The 16,684-nt window shown below is 54.8% G+C and carries 13 protein-coding genes; 11 read left to right on the top strand and 2 right to left on the bottom strand.

From position 1 onward, the window contains the following. Window positions 1–2 precede the first annotated feature (2 nt). The 5 genes from recB (at window position 3) to G506_RS0103200 (ending at window position 8,651) form a co-directional block, all read left to right on the top strand. Window positions 3–3,611, top strand: a complete 3,609-nt coding sequence (recB, locus tag G506_RS0103235; RefSeq protein WP_028115623.1) for an exodeoxyribonuclease V subunit beta — start codon at window positions 3–5, stop codon at window positions 3,609–3,611. Next, window positions 3,608–5,689, top strand: coding sequence for an exodeoxyribonuclease V subunit alpha (recD, locus tag G506_RS18605; RefSeq protein WP_084631117.1), 2,082 nt, complete (start codon window positions 3,608–3,610; stop codon window positions 5,687–5,689). Before recB ends, recD begins: the two co-directional genes overlap by 4 nt. Window positions 5,690–6,131: 442 nt before the next feature. Continuing rightward, a complete protein-coding gene (locus G506_RS0103215) occupies window positions 6,132–6,539 on the top strand; it encodes a hypothetical protein (protein ID WP_156904766.1) in 408 nt (135 codons plus the stop codon). Window positions 6,540–6,948: 409 nt separating this feature from the next. Continuing rightward, window positions 6,949–7,869, top strand: a complete 921-nt coding sequence (locus G506_RS0103210; protein WP_205619457.1) for a polyprenyl-phosphate transporter — start codon at window positions 6,949–6,951, stop codon at window positions 7,867–7,869. Between the two features lie 191 nt (window positions 7,870–8,060). After that, window positions 8,061–8,651, top strand: coding sequence for a DUF938 domain-containing protein (locus G506_RS0103200; RefSeq protein WP_028115620.1), 591 nt, complete (start codon window positions 8,061–8,063; stop codon window positions 8,649–8,651). Here the strand turns inward: G506_RS0103200 and G506_RS0103195 are convergent. Beyond that, window positions 8,631–9,779, bottom strand: coding sequence for a GNAT family N-acetyltransferase (locus G506_RS0103195; protein WP_028115619.1), 1,149 nt, complete (start codon window positions 9,777–9,779; stop codon window positions 8,631–8,633). The genes G506_RS0103200 and G506_RS0103195 overlap by 21 nt on opposite strands. 330 nt (window positions 9,780–10,109) lie before the next feature. Here G506_RS0103195 and G506_RS0103190 point away from each other — a divergent pair, with 330 nt between their 5' ends. The 6 genes from G506_RS0103190 to G506_RS0103165 all read left to right on the top strand — a co-directional run bounded on the left by G506_RS0103190 (window position 10,110) and on the right by G506_RS0103165 (window position 15,919). Next, window positions 10,110–11,000, top strand: a complete 891-nt coding sequence (locus tag G506_RS0103190) for an aspartoacylase (RefSeq protein ID WP_028115618.1) — start codon at window positions 10,110–10,112, stop codon at window positions 10,998–11,000. Next, on the top strand, window positions 11,000–11,473 hold the full coding sequence (locus tag G506_RS0103185; protein WP_028115617.1) for a GrpB family protein: 474 nt from the start codon (window positions 11,000–11,002) through the stop codon (window positions 11,471–11,473). Before G506_RS0103190 ends, G506_RS0103185 begins: the two co-directional genes overlap by 1 nt. Window positions 11,474–11,710: 237 nt before the next feature. Continuing rightward, window positions 11,711–12,697, top strand: a complete 987-nt coding sequence (locus G506_RS0103180; protein WP_028115616.1) for an XdhC family protein — start codon at window positions 11,711–11,713, stop codon at window positions 12,695–12,697. Beyond that, on the top strand, window positions 12,690–13,295 hold the full coding sequence (locus G506_RS0103175; RefSeq protein ID WP_028115615.1) for a nucleotidyltransferase family protein: 606 nt from the start codon (window positions 12,690–12,692) through the stop codon (window positions 13,293–13,295). Before G506_RS0103180 ends, G506_RS0103175 begins: the two co-directional genes overlap by 8 nt. Before the next feature lie 10 nt (window positions 13,296–13,305). Next, a complete protein-coding gene (locus tag G506_RS0103170; protein ID WP_028115614.1) occupies window positions 13,306–13,785 on the top strand; it encodes a (2Fe-2S)-binding protein in 480 nt (159 codons plus the stop codon). Then, window positions 13,778–15,919, top strand: a complete 2,142-nt coding sequence (locus G506_RS0103165; protein ID WP_035386906.1) for a xanthine dehydrogenase family protein molybdopterin-binding subunit — start codon at window positions 13,778–13,780, stop codon at window positions 15,917–15,919. The genes G506_RS0103170 and G506_RS0103165 overlap by 8 nt, the downstream gene beginning before the upstream one ends. A gap of 22 nt (window positions 15,920–15,941) precedes the next feature. Here the strand turns inward: G506_RS0103165 and G506_RS0103160 are convergent, their stop codons facing one another. Beyond that, window positions 15,942–16,643, bottom strand: a complete 702-nt coding sequence (locus G506_RS0103160; protein WP_028115612.1) for an SGNH/GDSL hydrolase family protein — start codon at window positions 16,641–16,643, stop codon at window positions 15,942–15,944. Between the last annotated feature and the right edge of the window lie 41 nt (window positions 16,644–16,684).

Raw genomic sequence — 16,684 nt, 5'->3', positions numbered from 1 at the left:
TGATGGCAATCGCGCTTAATTCGTTAACCTTTCCGCTGGGCGGTACGCGCCTGATTGAGGCCTCGGCCGGTACCGGTAAAACTTACACCATTGCCGCGCTGTATCTGCGCTTGGTGCTGGGACATGGCGGCGCCGACGCTGGTCATCCTCAGGGGGCGCTGACGCCAGAGCAGATCTTGGTGGTGACTTTTACCAAAGCCGCCACCGAGGAGCTAAAAGACCGGATCCGCGCCCGCTTGGTTGAGGCAGCGATGGTGTTTCGCAGCGGTAACCCCAACGACGAGGTGTTAACCCAGTTGCTGGCGGATTACCCCATTGAGCAACACCCACGCTGCGCCCGTTTATTAGAGGTGGCCGCCCAGTCGATGGATCAAGCGGCGGTGCACACCATCCATTCTTGGTGTCAGCGGATGCTGCGGGAACACGCCTTTGATTCTGGCAGTTTGTTCAATCTGGAGCTGGAAACCGACTTAAGTTTCTTGGAAGAAGAGGCGGTGCGCGACTATTGGCGCAGCCATTTCTATCAAGCGGATGCCGATTCGGTGGCGGCGCTGGCGAAGTTTTACCAGCAGCCACGGGATCTGCAACTGGCCCTGCGGCCGCTGCTGGGCAAAGTTGAAGGCAGTGATGACCCGTTGTTAGTGGCTGCGGCTAAAGCGGAAAAAATCGAACGCTGTAAAGCCATTTGGCGCAGCCTGTGGCCAGAATTGAAAGCGCAGTTGACCGAAGCGATCGCCAAAAAGCAGTTGAATGGCAACAAGGTGCGTGCCAACCACCCAGATAAGTTGGAAGCGTGGCTTAGCAGTGATGATGAACTGCCAGAGGGCACGCTGGCGACTCGCTACACTACTGGCGGTATGCTTGATGCGGCCAAAAAAGGGTCGGCGCCGTTGGAATCGCCGGCGTTTGCGGCGCTGGAAAATCTCAATATCGAACTGGAAAAGCTGGATCTAAAACAGACACTGCTGCGCCATGCGGCCGATTGGGTTAATCAGCGGATCATTGCCGAGAAACAGCGTTTGGCGCTGCTTGGGCATGACGATCTGATCAACGATTTGGGCAGCGCCTTAGCGACTGACGATGGCCAACTGGCGGCGAAAATTCGCCATCAATTTCCGGTGGCGTTGATCGATGAATTTCAGGATACCGATCCGATTCAGTACGGCATCTTTTCCAGTTTGTATCTCAATCAGTCGCAGCTTGGACTGATGATGATTGGCGATCCTAAGCAGGCGATCTACGCCTTTCGTGGCGCCGACATCTACACCTATCTGCAAGCGCGGGACGATACCGCTGGTCATCACTACACCTTGGGCAAAAACTTCCGTTCGACCGCGGCGATGGTAACCGCCGCCAACGCTTTGTTTGAACAAGCGCAAGGTTACCCCGATGGTGCCTTTATGTACCAACAGCGGATCCCGTTTGAATCGGTGGCTGCCAACGGCAAACGGCGTCAGTGGCAACAGTGTGGCCAAGCGCAAGCGGCGATGCATTTTATCTGGCAGCCCAGTGACGATCCCATCAGTAAAGCCGAATACCTTGCGCTTATGAGTGAACAGGCGGCTGAGCGGATCACCCTGATGCTAAATCAGGGGCAGCAGCGCCAAAGCGGCTTTGTCGATATCAATAATGGCGATGATATCGAACCGGTTGGCGCCGCTGATATTGCGGTGTTGGTACGTGACTTTACCGAAGCCAACGCCATTCGCAGCGCCTTGGCCGCTCGTGGTGTGCGTTCGGTGTATCTGTCCGATAAAGAGTCGGTTTACTTAAGTGACGAAGCGGCGGATCTGCGCTTGCTGTTAACGGCGGCGGTCTATCCGCAAGATGACCGAGCGGTGCGCGCTGCGCTGGCCTGTCGCACCTTGGGGCTGAATTTCTCGCAGCTGGAATTGCTTAGCCGCGATGAACGGGCGTGGGAACAGCAGCTCGATACCTTTAAAACGCTGCAACTGATCTGGCAGCAGCAGGGCATTTTGCCGATGCTGCGGCAACTGCTGGTGCGCTTTGACGTGGCGCAGCGACTGCTGCATGAGCCAGACTTGGGCGAGCGCCGCTTAACCAACTTGCTGCACTTAGCCGAACTGCTGCAAGCAGCCGCTGCCGGTTTGGATGGCGAGTTAGCGCTGCTGCGCTACCTAACCGAACAGTGCAGCGATCAGGGCGAGCGCTCTGATGAACAAGTGATGCGCTTAGAATCCGACGCGGCGCTGGTTAAAGTGATCACCATCCATAAATCCAAAGGGCTGCAGTACAAGCTGGTGTTCCTGCCGTTTATCTTAAGTTTTCGGCAAGCGAAGGCGGGCGCAGCACTGTTTTACCGCGACGCCGATGGCGCTAACCAACTCAGCTTTAATCCCGATGATGAGGCTAAGGCGCTGGCGGATCGGGAACGGTTGGCCGAGGACATTCGCTTGCTGTACGTGGCGATCACCCGCGCTGAATACGCCTGTTATTTGGGGCTGGCGCCGCTGAAAATTGGCCAAGGCAAAAAGGTTAACGTTCATCTGAACGCCTTTGGCAAACTGCTGGCGGATGGCGCGCCGCTCGACAGCGCCGATATCGTCAATAAGCTTGAGCAGTTAGCCCAGCAGCCACACACCCAACTGCATTTTGCCAGCGAACCAAGCAATGTGCGCTATGTCGGCGATGGCCAACTGCCGCCGCTGCCAGCGCCGCAGCCCTATCAGCGCCAGCCCTTTGGCCGTTGGTGGGTCAGTTCCTATTCGGGCTTGCTGGCGGGCATGAGTCACAGCCAGCCCGCCGCAGAGGTGGAGTCCAGCAGTGATCGCTATGCCACTGAAGCCAGCGCCGATCAATTGGCGGAGATGATGCTGACGGCGGTTAGCAGTGAACAACCTGTGCAGCCACAACCCGGCACCATCCACGCGTTTCCCAAAGGCGCGGCGGCGGGTACCTTTTTGCATGACTTGTTTGAATGGGCCTGCCAAGAGCAACGTTTTCAGATCGATGCCGAGGCGTTGCAGGAGTATTTAGCGCAGCATTGCCCAAGTCACGGCTTTGCCGGGTTTGAATCGCTGCTGGCACCGTGGTTTGTCGAAGCGCTACAGGTGCCGCTGCCATTAAATGGGTTGAATGCCAGTTTGTTGCAACTGCCGTTGGCGCTGCCGGAGTTAGAGTTTTGGTTTGCGGTTAATCACGCCGATATCGGTAAGTTGGATGCGCTGGTGCGCCAGCACATCTGGCCCCATTTGCCGCGTCCAAGCCTCAACCCAATCCAGCTTAATGGCATGTTAAAGGGCTTTATTGATTTGACCTTCTATGTTGATGGTCGCTACTACGTGGCCGATTACAAATCCAACTATCTTGGCGCGGATGCCAGTGCCTATCAGCCACAGGCGATGCAACAGGCGATGCTTGAACACCGCTACGATCTGCAGGCGGCGCTGTACACTTTGGCGCTGCATCGGTTGCTAAAATCGCGGCTGGCGGACTACGACTTTGATCGCGATATTGGCGGCGGGCTGTATCTCTTTTTGCGTGGTTTGCAAGCGGGACAATTGGGGCAGGGGGCGCTGACGGTGTCGCCGTCCAAGGCGCTTATCGAACAGATGGATCAACTTTTTCGCGGCGCGGAGGCAGCAGTATGAATCAGTCAGCGTTACCGGCCGTGCCAAGCTTTGGTTTTGCTGCCAAAGGCTTACCTTCCGAGTTACAACCGTTGGAACACTATCAGCGCCAAGGTTGGATCCGGCAACTCGATCTGGCTTTTGTGCAACTGCTGCAGCAGCAAGGCGAGCATAATCCGCTGGTGTTGCTGTTGTGCGCGCTCACCAGTCATCAGACCGGGCGTGGCCACATCTGTATGGATGTCGCGGCTATCCTAACTCAGCCGAACTGGCTGTTAGGATTACCACCGCCTGGGCGGGAATTTTTTGCCGAATCGTTACCCAGTGAGTGGTTAGCCGGGGTAAGCGTTGCCGCCGCGAGCCAAGCGCTGTCGGCCTCGTCGGTGATTGATGTGGCCGAAGGTGACAGTGACCGAGGTAGCGCACCGTTGGTGTTCAGTGGTGGCCGCCTCTATCTGCGGCGCTATTTTGAGTATGAGCAGCAAGTGGCCGAGTCGCTGGCGCTGCGGCTTGAGCAGACTTTCCCGTTGCCAGAGGATCTGCCAGCGCGACTGGCGGCACTGTTCGACCCACTCAAAGATGAAGCGGAACTCAACGGCCAGCAGGTGCATTGGCAAAGTGTTGCCGCCGCCTTGGCGGCCCGCTCTGGGATAAGTGTGATCTCCGGCGGCCCTGGTACCGGCAAAACCACCACCGTAGTGCGACTGCTGGCGTTGTTGCAGTCACTAACGGTCGAGCAGCAGGGCGTCGATAGCGCCGGTTTACGAATCCAATTGGCGGCACCGACCGGTAAAGCGGCGGCGCGGTTATCGGAATCGCTGGCGGCCACCTTGGCGGCGATTGCGGCCGGTCAGGTGGCCGAGATCCCGGCGGAGATCGCCGCGCGGATCCCCGCTGAAGTGGCGACCTTGCATCGCTTGTTAGGCGCTCGTCCAGACAGCCGTTTTTTCCGTCACAACGCCGCCAATCCACTGCACTTAGATGTGTTGATTGTGGATGAAGCGTCGATGGTCGATTTGGAGATGATGGCGAGCCTACTGGCGGCGGTCCCCGCCCAAGCACGGCTGATTTTGCTGGGGGATAAAGACCAGTTGTCGTCGGTAGAAGCCGGTGCTGTACTTGGGGATCTGTGCCGTCACGCCCAAGCCGGTCGTTACCAAGCTGACACTCAAGGCTTCGTTTATCGCGCCAGTGGTTATGACTTGTCCGCCTATGTCGGTGCCGGTACCGCGCTGGAGCAGCAACTGGTGATGCTGCGTAAGTCACACCGCTTTGGCGCCGATTCTGGCATTGGTCAATTGGCGGCGGCGGTTAACGCCGGTGATGTGGCCGGCGCGCGTCAGCAGTTGCAGCAATCCTCTGGTGATCTGGCGTTTATTGTCGCTAAATCGAGTGCCAACGGCGAGGTCAACGAGCAGGCGCTAACCCAGCTGCTGTTGGATGGTCGGGCGAACGGATTATCCGAGCGCAATGGTCAGCAGCCGCAGGGTTATCGTCACTACCTTGAGTTGTTGCAGCAAGGTTGTCAGCAGCAGGATGAAAGTCAGTGGCAGCGGCAGTTGCTCAGCGCGTTTAATCAGTTCCAACTGCTTGCCGCGGTACGGGAAGGCGAGTGGGGGGTTAGCGGCCTTAATCAGCGGATCGCCTCGTTACTGTATAAGCAGGGATTAATCAGCAGTGATCACGGCTGGTATGCCGGTCGGCCGGTGATGGTGATGCGTAACGATTACGGCTTAAAGTTGATGAATGGCGATATTGGCATCTGTCTGCCGATTGCCGCCGAGGGCGGCCAGCTGCGAGTGGTGTTCCCCATGGCCGATGGCAGCTTAAAGGCGGTTTTACCAAGCCGTTTGTCACAGGTGGAGACGGTATTTGCGATGACCGTGCACAAATCCCAAGGCAGTGAATTTAGCCATACCGCGCTGGTGCTGCCGGATCGCCCCAATCCGGTGTTAACCCGCGAGCTGATCTACACCGGCATTACCCGCGCTAAGCTGTGGTTTACCCTGGTTATCGCCAACCCCAATTTGGTCGCCGATGCCATCGGCAAAAGAACCGAGCGTGCCTCTGGGCTGGCACAACGCTTGGGACTTACTTAGGCCTGAAAGCCTGCGGAGAAACAGAGCGTTTTGCCGCCGCTTACGCTCTGTTTTTTTAGGGCGTGTTGACCTTTGCCGAAAATTTTTGCGCCTTTCATAAGCAAATTTAATAGTAAATTGAACTTGCTTGGTCAGTTGGCATCGATGGGCGCCTTGCAGGGTCGGACTAACGGCCGTCACTCTTCGTCATACGATTTCGACGTAGAGCCACTATGCCTTCAATCGCAATCCTCAATTGACAGCCGTTATCCTCGACCAAATTCTGAACTTCAAACGTCAACACGCCCTAGCTAGCTGACTAATAAGCAGTGATTCGTGCTGTACTGAACCAAGCAACAGATTGGTTGTTGCGGTGGCGACAATTTTTGATGCCGACGGTGCTGGTCTAAAGCTTTGCGGTGCAATAACTTAAGCAGCATTCAAAGTCACAAGGGATTGCGTGGTGTCAGGTAAAATTCATCGAGTGGCTTGTTGCCAATTAGTGGAACTTAAGCCGGATCTGTTTGAAGTGTTGGTCGATAACGGGGCGGAGATAACTTTGGAAGATTGCCAAGCCTTTGATCAGTTTTGGCAGCAGCATTGTCCGTTTCCGTTTGACATCCTAGTTGATGCCAACCGCGAATACAGTTACAGCTTTGGTGCGGCGTTATCGATAGGCAGTTTGCCGCAGCAGCGATTTGTGGCGGTGTATTCCAAGTCGCACAGCGCCATCAGCGCCCAGCAAAGTGCGGTGTCGGTTAACCAGCTGAATTATCCCGATAAGCAAGTGCAGATGTTTGCTGAACGTAGCCCAGCGCTCAACTGGTTGGAAGCGGTGCGGCAACGACTGACTATTGCCGGTATGGGATAACCCCCAAAAAAGAAAAAGGCCATCACTCATTACGAGTAATGGCCAAGCTAGGCATTCGCTGTTGTTGAACTAACCCATCATCGCGCCATCAACTTAGCGTAAACCGGCAAGCGGTTTTCCCCTACGCCTTATCGATGCTAGCGCTGAGCTTGGTTAGTCTTGCTTGTTCTGCTGCAGTCGTTCCCCTAACGATTGCAGCCTGCGGCGAATGGCAACAGATTACGGTGCCGCTACAGGCTTGTCTGCTCTTTTTATGACCACTTCGGAGAGTTGTGCAACAATTCACGTCAAGCGCAAACTGAATGTGATCTGACTCACGCTTGAGTTTGCTCGGTGATTGCAAATTATCACGCCAATTTTCACATCGACTCGGTATAATCGCCGCAGTTTTATCTACCTACTTTGTCATATGGCTATAGATTTTCGTACATTTTTCAAAGGGATGGCTATGGGCGCAGCGGACGTAGTCCCCGGCGTTTCCGGCGGCACCATCGCTTTTATCTCTGGCATTTACGATCTGTTGTTGGAATCGATTCGGCGAATCAATCCGACGCTGATTGGGATGCTGCGTCGTGACGGACTGTTGTCGGTGTGGCAGCACATTAACGGGACTTTCTTAGTTACCTTGCTGGCGGGGATCGCCACCAGCTTCTTGTCACTAGCGCGGCTAATTACCTACCTGTTGGAATTTCACCCGATCCCGCTGTGGAGTTTCTTCTTTGGCCTGATCCTGATCTCGATCGTGCATATCGGCAAAGAGGTTGGTGGTGCCAAGCCAAGCAATATCGCCGCGGCGGTGCTAGGGATCGGCTTGGCCTATCTGATCACGGCGGCCAACCCGTTAGCGCTGGATCCGACCCCAGTCAATGTGGTGCTGGGTGGGATGATCGCTATCTGTGCGATGATTCTTCCGGGGATCAGCGGCAGTTTTATCTTGTTGTTGCTCGGCTTATATGTGCCGATTATCGGTGCGGTAAAAGAGTTAGACCTAACCATCATCGGTCTGTTTTTATCCGGTGCAGTGTTGGGGCTGTTGAGCTTTAGCCATGTGCTGTCCTACCTGTTGAAGCACTTTCGTGGCGTCACCTTATCGTTCCTGTGTGGCTTGATGATCGGTACCCTTAACAAGGTGTGGCCGTGGAAGCAGGTACTGACTACTCGGATTAACTCCAGCGGCCAACAAGTGCCGTTGACCGAGCAAGCGCTCTCGCCGTGGCAGTTTGCTGAAATTACTGGGCAACAGCCGCAGATCCTGTTGGCGCTGGCTTGCATGGTATTTGGTTTTGGCTTGGTGTGGGCGTTGGAGCGCTACGCCGCCAACAACCAGTGATCCTGGTTGCTGCAACCGCAGATGTGGACTGAACTGCAACAAGGCGCCGTTATCGGCGCCTTTTTAATGGTGGCTTATCGTGTTAACGAGACTCCTTTTCGGCTAGGATTTGCTCAACACTGACAATAACTTAGCCTCTTCTTATGTCTATCAACTTAAGCGATCCCGCCGGCGAACCGAGCCCGACTGCGCTGCCGCAGCCTTATTCTCAGGCCTGTGAAAACAACAAGGTGCCGATCTTAGCCGAGCTCAAGTGGTTGTTTGCCGAGACCAAACTGGTGTTGGAGTTAGGCTCTGGTACTGGCCAACACAGTGTTTATTTCGCCCCCAACCTTCCTCATTTGCAGTGGCATTGCAGCGACATCAGCGCCAATCATCAAGGAATTTTGAATTGGCATCGATTTGCCCCAAGCGCTAATTTGCGTGGCCCTTACCAGCTTGATGTTAACCAGTCACAGTGGCCACTAGCCCAGTTTGATGGCGCCTTTAGTGCCAATACCGCCCATATTATGGCCTGGGAAGAAGTGGCGCTGATGTTTGCGGGCGTCGGCCGTGGTTTAACCGTTGGCGGTCGTTTCTGCTTGTATGGCCCATTTAACTATCATGGCCGTTTTAGCAGTGAATCGAATGCCGCTTTTGATGCCCACCTGCGGCAACAGTCGTCGCACATGGGCATTCGCGATATCGCCGCGATAGCAGAGTTGGCGCAGCAGGCGCAGTTGCACCTGCAGCAAGATATACCGATGCCAGCCAACAACCGGCTACTGGTGTTTGAACGGTAAACGTTCGGCCAATTGCTGTTTGTGCTGCGCCATCTGTTGCCACTCTTGCTGGCAAAAATCGCTGATGGCATCGGCAAAGGGGGAATCAAACAGCAATGCATTGCCGTAGACGTATTGCGGTTCAAATCCACGCGGGATCTTGTGTTGCCCTTGGGCACCGGATTCAAACCGGCTTAAGCCGTGGCGGATGCAGTAGTCGATACCACGGTAATAGCACAGCTCAAAGTGCAGGCCATCAAGCTCTACCATGGTGCCCCAGTAGCGGCCATAAAGGGTGCTGTCGGATTTGAAAAACAGCGCGGCGGCCAGCACTTGCGGATCCGCGTGTTGCGAATAGGCAACCTGCAGCAGCAGTTGCTCTGGCATAACTCGCCCGAGTTCTTGGAAAAACCCCAAACTTAGATAACCGCCATGGCCAGAGCGCTTGGCGTAGGTCTGTTGATAACACCGATAAAACTGCTGCCATAAGGCGGGGCTTATCTGCGCTCCGGCAACGCAGCGGATGGTAATCGGTAGTTCGCTTAGGCGGCGCCGCTCTTTGCTGATGCTTTTGCGTTTGCGCGCGGTCATGCTGGCCAAAAAGTCATTGAAGTCGGCGTAGCCACGATTTAGCCAATGAAACTGCAGATCGCGCCTTGTCAGCCAGCCTTGATCGGCAAGTTGCTGACATTGCGCTGTCGTTGGAAACAGCACTTGTGCATTGCTGGCTCCGATTTGCTGCGCCAGTGTTGTGACCGCCGCGGTAAATTGGGCGGTGACAGTGGCAAGTTCAATGGCGTCTAAATGGCCGAGACGGCAACCGCTGGCTGGGGTAAATGGGATGGCGGCCAACAACTTTGGATAATAGCGCAAGCCATGACGCTGGTAGGCTTCGGCCCATCCCCAATCAAACAGATACTCGCCATAAGAGTGCCGCTTAATGTACAGCGGGGCAGCGGCAATTAACTTTTGGCCATCAAACAGCAACCAATACTGCGGTAGCCAACCGCTGTGCTCGCCGACGCAGTGGTGTTGTTCCAGCGCTCGCAAAAAGCGATAGTCGCAGAAGGGATCATGCTGGCCAAATAGCGAATTCCACTGTTGTGGCGTGACCTCCGCCAGACTAGTAACGAAATGATTATGCAGCATCAAAGATCCTTGCAGCCAGCAGAGCATCAACATAGCATCTCAGTCGGATCGATGAATACTGTTTAAGTGGCTGTTTTGTATGCATATCGATCGGCAATTTTGTTGCTGGGTAAAAATTAACCAGTGGCGCAAATGGCGCTATGGCTGAGGTTACAAAGTTATCCACAAACTTAGCCACGGTTTTTGTGGGTAACGTAATGTTTGAAAAAAAGATCAATGTTGTCGACAACTTAACCAGGCAATAAAGGCGACGATCGTTAGTGTTGCTTAATTAGTTTTGATTGTTGCATAAATAGCGGTTGTTGATATTTGTGATTAAAGGAGTAATTGATGGCTGATCGTTTGTCTGTTGCGATTGTCGGTGGCACCCACGGCAATGAGTTTTCGGGGATCCGGCTAGTGCAGCAGTGGCAGCAACGGCATTGGCCCTATGCCAATCTGGCAATCCAAACCTTGTATGCTAACCCTCAGGCTAATGCCGCCAACCGCCGTTACCTCGACGCGGATCTTAACCGTGAGTTCGTTGAAGCGCGGCTAAGCGATCCGAGCTTGGTGCATTACGAAGGCCAGCGAGCCAAAGCGATCAATCAGCAACTGGGGCCTAAAGGTGACAGCAGTACCGATCTGGTGATCGATCTGCACAACACCACCTCGAACATGGGGCCGACGCTAATTTTACTGCAAGACGGTGATTGGGAGCGGCAGTTGGCGGCATTTGTAACAATCAAGATGCCGACAGCGGTGGTGCTGATGGAGCTAGAGCGCAGTTATCAACAGTGGGGTTACCTGTGCACGGTCGGTAAGCGTGGGGTAATGGTAGAGGTTGGGCCGCAGCCACAATCAGTGCTGCGACACGACATCCTAGAACAGATGGCTGAGCTGACCGAGTTGGTGTTGGCGTTTACTTCGTTAGAGTACGCTGGAGCGTTACCAGAGCTGCCTACTACCGTTGAGGTGTTTAGCAGCGTCGAACATCACCGTTTGCCACTGGATAGTACTGGCCAGCCGCTGGCGATGGTGCATCAACGGGTAGAGGGCAGTGATTTTACCGCCTTAAATCCCGGCGAGCCGATATTTCAGTACTTCGACGGTAACGTTGCCTGCTTTGATTCGCCCCGAGCTCTGTATCCGACCTTTGTTAATGAAGCGGCTTACTACGACAACCACATGGCGTTCTCGTTGGCGGATAAACTGACGCTGACTGTGCCACGGCAGGCGTGATGGAACTGTTATCGCCGCAATATTACCAGCCTCAATGCTTGCGTTGGTTTCGCCACTTTAAGCGGCAGATAGCGGCGATATTGCCACAGGCTAGAATCGAGCACATTGGCTCATCGGCGATCCCTGGCGCATTATCCAAAGGTGATCTCGATATCTTTATTGGCCTGAGTCAGAGCGAGATCGATAAGGCTGTGCCGCTGTTAGCGGCGCTTGGTTTTGCCGAGAAACTTGAGACTTTGCGGACTCAGCAGTTGTGCATGTTAGAACACATCGAATTGCCGGTTGCATTGCAGTTGGTGGCTAATGGCTCTGAATTCGAATTCTTCCTACTATTTCGCGATAGACTGCGGGCCAATCCACAATGGTTGGCGCAATACAATCGTTTGAAGCAACAGTGTCAACAACTGAGTGCCAGCGAATACCGGCAGCGTAAAAGCGCCTTCATTCAGATGGTATTGCAGCATAAGTTGTAATTCTTGGCACCGTGCTGGGCGCATAAGTGGCAGTTCCCGACGGTAGATTGAAGTGGTCAACTCAATGCGACTATGTAATCGCCCCCTTCGCCAAAATTCTGTGCTTTAAACGATAGCAGGCATTAGTTAATCACTGATTTTTAAGCATAATAACTAGCATTCGCGTGCTACATTCGATTTGGTATTTTGACTGGGTTGTCCCATCTTTAGGTATTCAAACCGTAATTGGACAACGCCATGAGCCATCAACCGTTACAGCTGTTACAGCAGTGGCAGCAGTTACCAACCCAGCAGTGGGTGCTCGGCTGGGTTTACCACACTCAAGGCAGTGCCTACCGTAAAGCGGGAGCGCTGATGCTGTTCAGCGACTGCGGCAAACAGCTTGGCCTGCTCAGTGGCGGTTGTCTTGAAAGCGATCTACAGCGCCGAGCCATGCAGGTGTTGGCCAGTGGCAAGCCGCAACAGGTGGTGTATGACAGCCAAGACGAAGATGATGTCACCTATCAGCTGGGGATTGGCTGCGGCGGAGTGGTGTCGGTGCAACTGGCACCACTGACTACAGCGAATCAACAGCTGGCGTTGCCAGCACTCATGGCGGCACTTCAGGATGGCCATCACTGCTATTTGCGTTTGCGTTTAGGGGATAACCCGCAAGCCGAATTGACGGTCTTATCGCAGCCATGTGATTCGACTAAGGCTCAGCTTGATTGCCGTGGTGATTGGTTGACCATTCCAGTATCGCCACCACCGCAACTAGCAATCTTTGGCGCCGGTGTCGATGCGTTGCCGCTGTATCACATCGCCACTCAATTAGGTTGGTTGGTGACGCTGGTGGATCCTCGCCCCTCTCATGGTCGCCCCGATCAGTTTGTTAAACCCCACCGTTTAGTTAAAGCTCGCCCCGCTGATATCGCCGAAGCCTCATGGTTACATCAGATTGATGCGGTGGTGATCATGCATCATCAAATTGAATTGGACGCCGAAGCGGCGGCGTTGTGGGCTGTGCGTCCCCCTCGCTATGGTGCCTTACTTGGACCGAGCCATCGGCGCGATCAGGTTCTGCAGCAAGCCGGGGTAACAACAGCGCCTTGGCTGGCCGGACCCGCAGGCTTGAGCCTTGGCGGGGAACTACCAGAATCGGTGGCGCTTTCGATCATCGCCGAATGTCATGCCAAGTTGTTTGGCGGCAACGGCCAGTCGTTATCTGCGGTTTTAAATGAATGAGCCGCTAGCGCTGCTGCTACTTGCGGCAGGTCATAGCCGTCGTTTTGGCGCCGATAAGCTTAATCAGCAGATCGATGGACAAACCCTGCTGCAGCATAGCTACCAAGTGTTATCAGCCAGTTGCGACGCGCCAATATTTGTCGCCCGGCAGGCCGGCACGGCACCGTTGCCATGGTTACCTTCTGCTCACCAACTTAACTGTAAAACCGCTTATCAAGGTCTTGGCTACACTATATCGGAAGCGATAAGCAGGCTAACCACGATGGGGTATACCCGCGTGCTGTTGTCTCTGGCGGATCAAGTGGCATTGACCACTAGTGATCATCAGCAGTTAGTGGCCCGACATCAACAACTAGGGGCTTCGGTAGCAAGCAGTTATGACGACGTTGTTGGCGTGCCAGCGCTGATTTGTGGTGAGCAACTGCAAGCGCTTAAGGGCTTAGCCGGTGATCGCGGCGCTCAGGCGATGTTGCAATCGCTACCAATACAGCAGCGGTTGGCCAATCCCAATGCGGCCATCGACATCGATACCCCCAGCGATCTGCACCGCTATCTGCAACAGCGACAATCATCTAAGCAAACCCACTCAACCGAATAGGGAACGCATCATGGAGCTATCACTTAAGGTTAACGGTAAATTACACAAGCTGGAGGCGCCGGATGACATTCCGTTGTTGTGGGCGCTGCGGGACTACCTCAATTTAACCGGCACCAAATATGGCTGTGGCATGGCGCAATGTGGTGCCTGCACCGTGCTAGTGGATGGCAAAGCGGTGCGCAGTTGTACTCGTAAAGCGTCGCAAGTTGTTGGTAAAGAGATCAGCACCATCGAAGCGGATCAACCCAGCGAACAAACGGCGGCACTGCAACAAGCCTGGCGCGAACTTAATGTGCATCAATGTGGTTACTGTCAACCGGGGCAGATCATGGCGGCTTCGGCACTGTTGGCCAGTAACAGTAGCCCTAACGACAGCGACATTGATAAAGCGATGAATGGGGTTATCTGCCGCTGTGGCACTTATCAGCGGATCCGCGATGGCATCAAGCTGGCGGCCAGCAATCTGCAGGGAGATAAGGGCAATGCATGATTTGAATCAGGTCGATCGTCGGCAGTTCTTAAAGCTGGCTGGGGGCAGCGGCGCGCTAATGTTGGCGGTGCCACTGTCGTTGGCATCAGAAGCGACTGCGCCAGCCGCCGCAACGCCACTGTTGGATACCAATGCTTTTGTTAAGTTGAGCAGCGACGGCAGCGTTGAAGTGGTTTGTAAGCACTTAGAGATGGGCCAAGGGGCTTACACGGCGATGGGAGTGTTGGTGGCCGAAGAACTCGATGTGCCGTTGGCAGATGTAACCGTGGTTGAAGCGCCCAATGCGGTCGTTTATAGCCATACCCAATGGGGTGGTGTGCAAGGCACCGGCGGCAGTACTGGCTTATCCAATTCCTATCTGCAGATGCGCGCTGTTGGTGCGTCAATGCGGCAGATGTTACTGGCGGCGGCCGCGGCGAAATGGGGAGTCGATAAAGCCAGTTTAAGCACCGATAACGGTATGGTAGTCGGCGCCGGCGTGCGCGCCAGTTACGGTGAGTTGGCGGCGGCCGCTGCCCAGCAACCAGTGCCACAGCCGGCGGATTTCGCCTTAAAAAATCCGCAGCAGTTTCGCTATATCGGCCAAAAGGTTGAGCGACTGGATCATGGCAAATTGGATGGCAAAGCCAAGTTTACTCAAGATCTGCATTTTGACGGCATGCTTACTGCGGTGGTGATCCACCCACCACGGTTTGGCGCCAAACTGAGCTCGTTTGATGCCGCCGCGGCCGAGGCGATGCCGGGCGTCCATAAAGTCGTCGCTGCTGGCCAAGGGATTGCGGTGATCGCCGACAATTATTGGCTGGCCCACAGTGCCCGTAAAAAAGTAAAGGCTCAGTGGGATGAACGCGGCGCTGCCAGCTTTTCCAATGAGCAAATGATGGCGGAATTGTCAGAGCTTGCTAAAGGCCAAGGTGCGGTGGCGCAAGAGCGTGGCGATCTGGCCGCTGGCTTTGCTAATGCGGCCACGGTTATTGAAGAGGAGTTTCAATTTCCACTGCTGGCGCATGCCACCATGGAACCGATGAATTGCGTGGCCGAGGTCAGTGATGGCGCATGCGAGCTTTGGACCGGTGCGCAACTGCCAACCATTGACCAAACGCTCGTGGCGAAAGCCTTAGGAATAAACCCCGAGAACATCAAAATACACACCTTAATCGCCGGTGGCAGCTTTGGCCGTCGTGGTTGCCCAGGCAGCGATTACATTGTCGAGGCGGCGCAGATCGCTGCCACCATGCCAAAGCAAAAAATCAAAATGGTTTGGGCTCGTGAGGATGACATGCGCGCCGGCTGGTATCGCCCTTGCAGTGTGCAGCGCATCAAGGTCGGGCTTGATAAACAGGGTGATTTAATCGCCTGGCAGCACCATATTGCGGGGCCATCGGTGATTAAGGGCACACTGTTTGAGCCGATGATGCTAAAAAACGGCGTTGACCACACCAGTGTTGAAGGGGCGATTGGCTTGCCATACAAGGTGGCTAATCTTGGGATCTTCAATACCCTGCATAACACCCAAATCCCAGTGCAGTGGTGGCGTTCGGTTGGTCATTCTCATAACGGCTACGTTAAAGAGGTAATGATCGACAAAGCGGCGCGATCCGCAGGTAAAGACCCACTTCAGTATCGATTGGATTTACTGCAAAACCCCCGTGATATCAACGTACTGAAGCGAGCTGCTGCTGGCATTGGTTATGGCAAGCCGAAAGCGGAGGGTGAAGGGATCGGCTTGGCGGTGCATTTCTCTTTTGAAAGCTATGTAGCGGTCGCAGTGAAAGTGAAAATGGATGGTAATAAGGTCAAAGTGACCAAGGCCTACATTTGTGTTGATTGTGGCCTAGCGGTCAATCCCGACGTGGTGGTGGCGCAGATGCAGGGCGGCATGGCCTTTGGTTTGGCGATGGCACTACACAGTCAGCTCACGGTCAAAAACGGCGCCATCAAGGAGTCTAATTTCCACAACTACAAAGTGGCGCGGATCCGCGACATGCCAGAGGTGGAAGTGGAGGTTGTAGCCTCAGCCGAGCCGCCAACGGGGGTTGGCGAGCCAGCAACGGCGGTGATCGCCCCGGCGGTGGCCAACGCCATTGCGGATATTAGCGGCAATTACCCGACCAAACTGCCGCTTCACGGCTAACAGGATTCGTCCGTCGGCGAACTTAGCACGGGGGGAGCGACTGGACGATCTGTTCGGTCGCTTGTTGCGCCCACAATCGATAGGTATTGGCACCGGGGTGAAGGCCGTCGATGGCGAGATCGGCGCCGTCGGCGGGGATCTCTGTCAGTTGGATCCGTGACTGCTGCTGGGCCCACTGCTGCAATTGCTGATTAAACAGATCGGAGCGCCAGCCCAACCACCAGCGCAGCGGCTGCGGAAAGCGGGGGAATAACCCCATCGGTGGCACTTTGGCGATCAGCACCAGCTTCGGATTCACTTTGGCGTTCAGTGCCGCCACTACTTTTTCCAGTTCAGCAAGCCACTGCTGTGGCGAACCGGTTGATTTGGCGTCATTCACCCCGAGCGAGATCACCACCACATCAACTTGTTTGGCGTTAACTTGCTCGATAAATGTCAGCGACTCGGCGGTTTTTAGGCCGCTTTGCGCCACCAATTGCCAGTCAATTTGATAGTGCCGTTGTAACTTGGCCAGCAGCTGCCCGGTCAATGCCTGTGACTGCTGCTCGACCCCAACACCTGCGGCGGCGCTGTCGCCAAACACCAGTATCGATAGCGGCTTGCCGTTGCCACAGTGGCCATAACGCTTACCGCTGGCCTCAGCCAGCTTGGGTAAGCGCCAACGTAACCATTTACCTTGAGTGATAAGCAGCGGGGCAAGCATCAGTGTGGTGGCATCGGGCACGGCGGGTCAATCCTCGAAGTGGCGCTAAAGTCGATGAGGTT

This window comes from Ferrimonas senticii DSM 18821 (assembly GCF_000422665.1).
Lineage (GTDB): Bacteria > Pseudomonadota > Gammaproteobacteria > Enterobacterales > Shewanellaceae > Ferrimonas > Ferrimonas senticii.
The sequence above is the reverse complement of the archived record's forward strand: the minus strand, read 5'-3'. Positions and strand labels throughout refer to the sequence as shown.

Bases quoted from the DNA above. Each gene is read 5' to 3' on its own strand.
- recB (WP_028115623.1), top strand. From the start codon at position 3: ATGGCAATCGCGCTTAATTCGTTAACCTTTCCGCTGGGCGGTACGCGC.
- recD (WP_084631117.1), top strand. From the start codon at position 3,608: ATGAATCAGTCAGCGTTACCGGCCGTGCCAAGCTTTGGTTTTGCTGCC.
- G506_RS0103210 (WP_205619457.1), top strand. From the start codon at position 6,949: ATGGCTATAGATTTTCGTACATTTTTCAAAGGGATGGCTATGGGCGCA.
- G506_RS0103195 (WP_028115619.1), bottom strand. From the start codon at position 9,779: ATGCTGCATAATCATTTCGTTACTAGTCTGGCGGAGGTCACGCCACAA.
- G506_RS0103190 (WP_028115618.1), top strand. From the start codon at position 10,110: ATGGCTGATCGTTTGTCTGTTGCGATTGTCGGTGGCACCCACGGCAAT.
- G506_RS0103185 (WP_028115617.1), top strand. From the start codon at position 11,000: ATGGAACTGTTATCGCCGCAATATTACCAGCCTCAATGCTTGCGTTGG.
- G506_RS0103180 (WP_028115616.1), top strand. From the start codon at position 11,711: ATGAGCCATCAACCGTTACAGCTGTTACAGCAGTGGCAGCAGTTACCA.
- G506_RS0103175 (WP_028115615.1), top strand. From the start codon at position 12,690: ATGAATGAGCCGCTAGCGCTGCTGCTACTTGCGGCAGGTCATAGCCGT.
- G506_RS0103170 (WP_028115614.1), top strand. From the start codon at position 13,306: ATGGAGCTATCACTTAAGGTTAACGGTAAATTACACAAGCTGGAGGCG.
- G506_RS0103165 (WP_035386906.1), top strand. From the start codon at position 13,778: ATGCATGATTTGAATCAGGTCGATCGTCGGCAGTTCTTAAAGCTGGCT.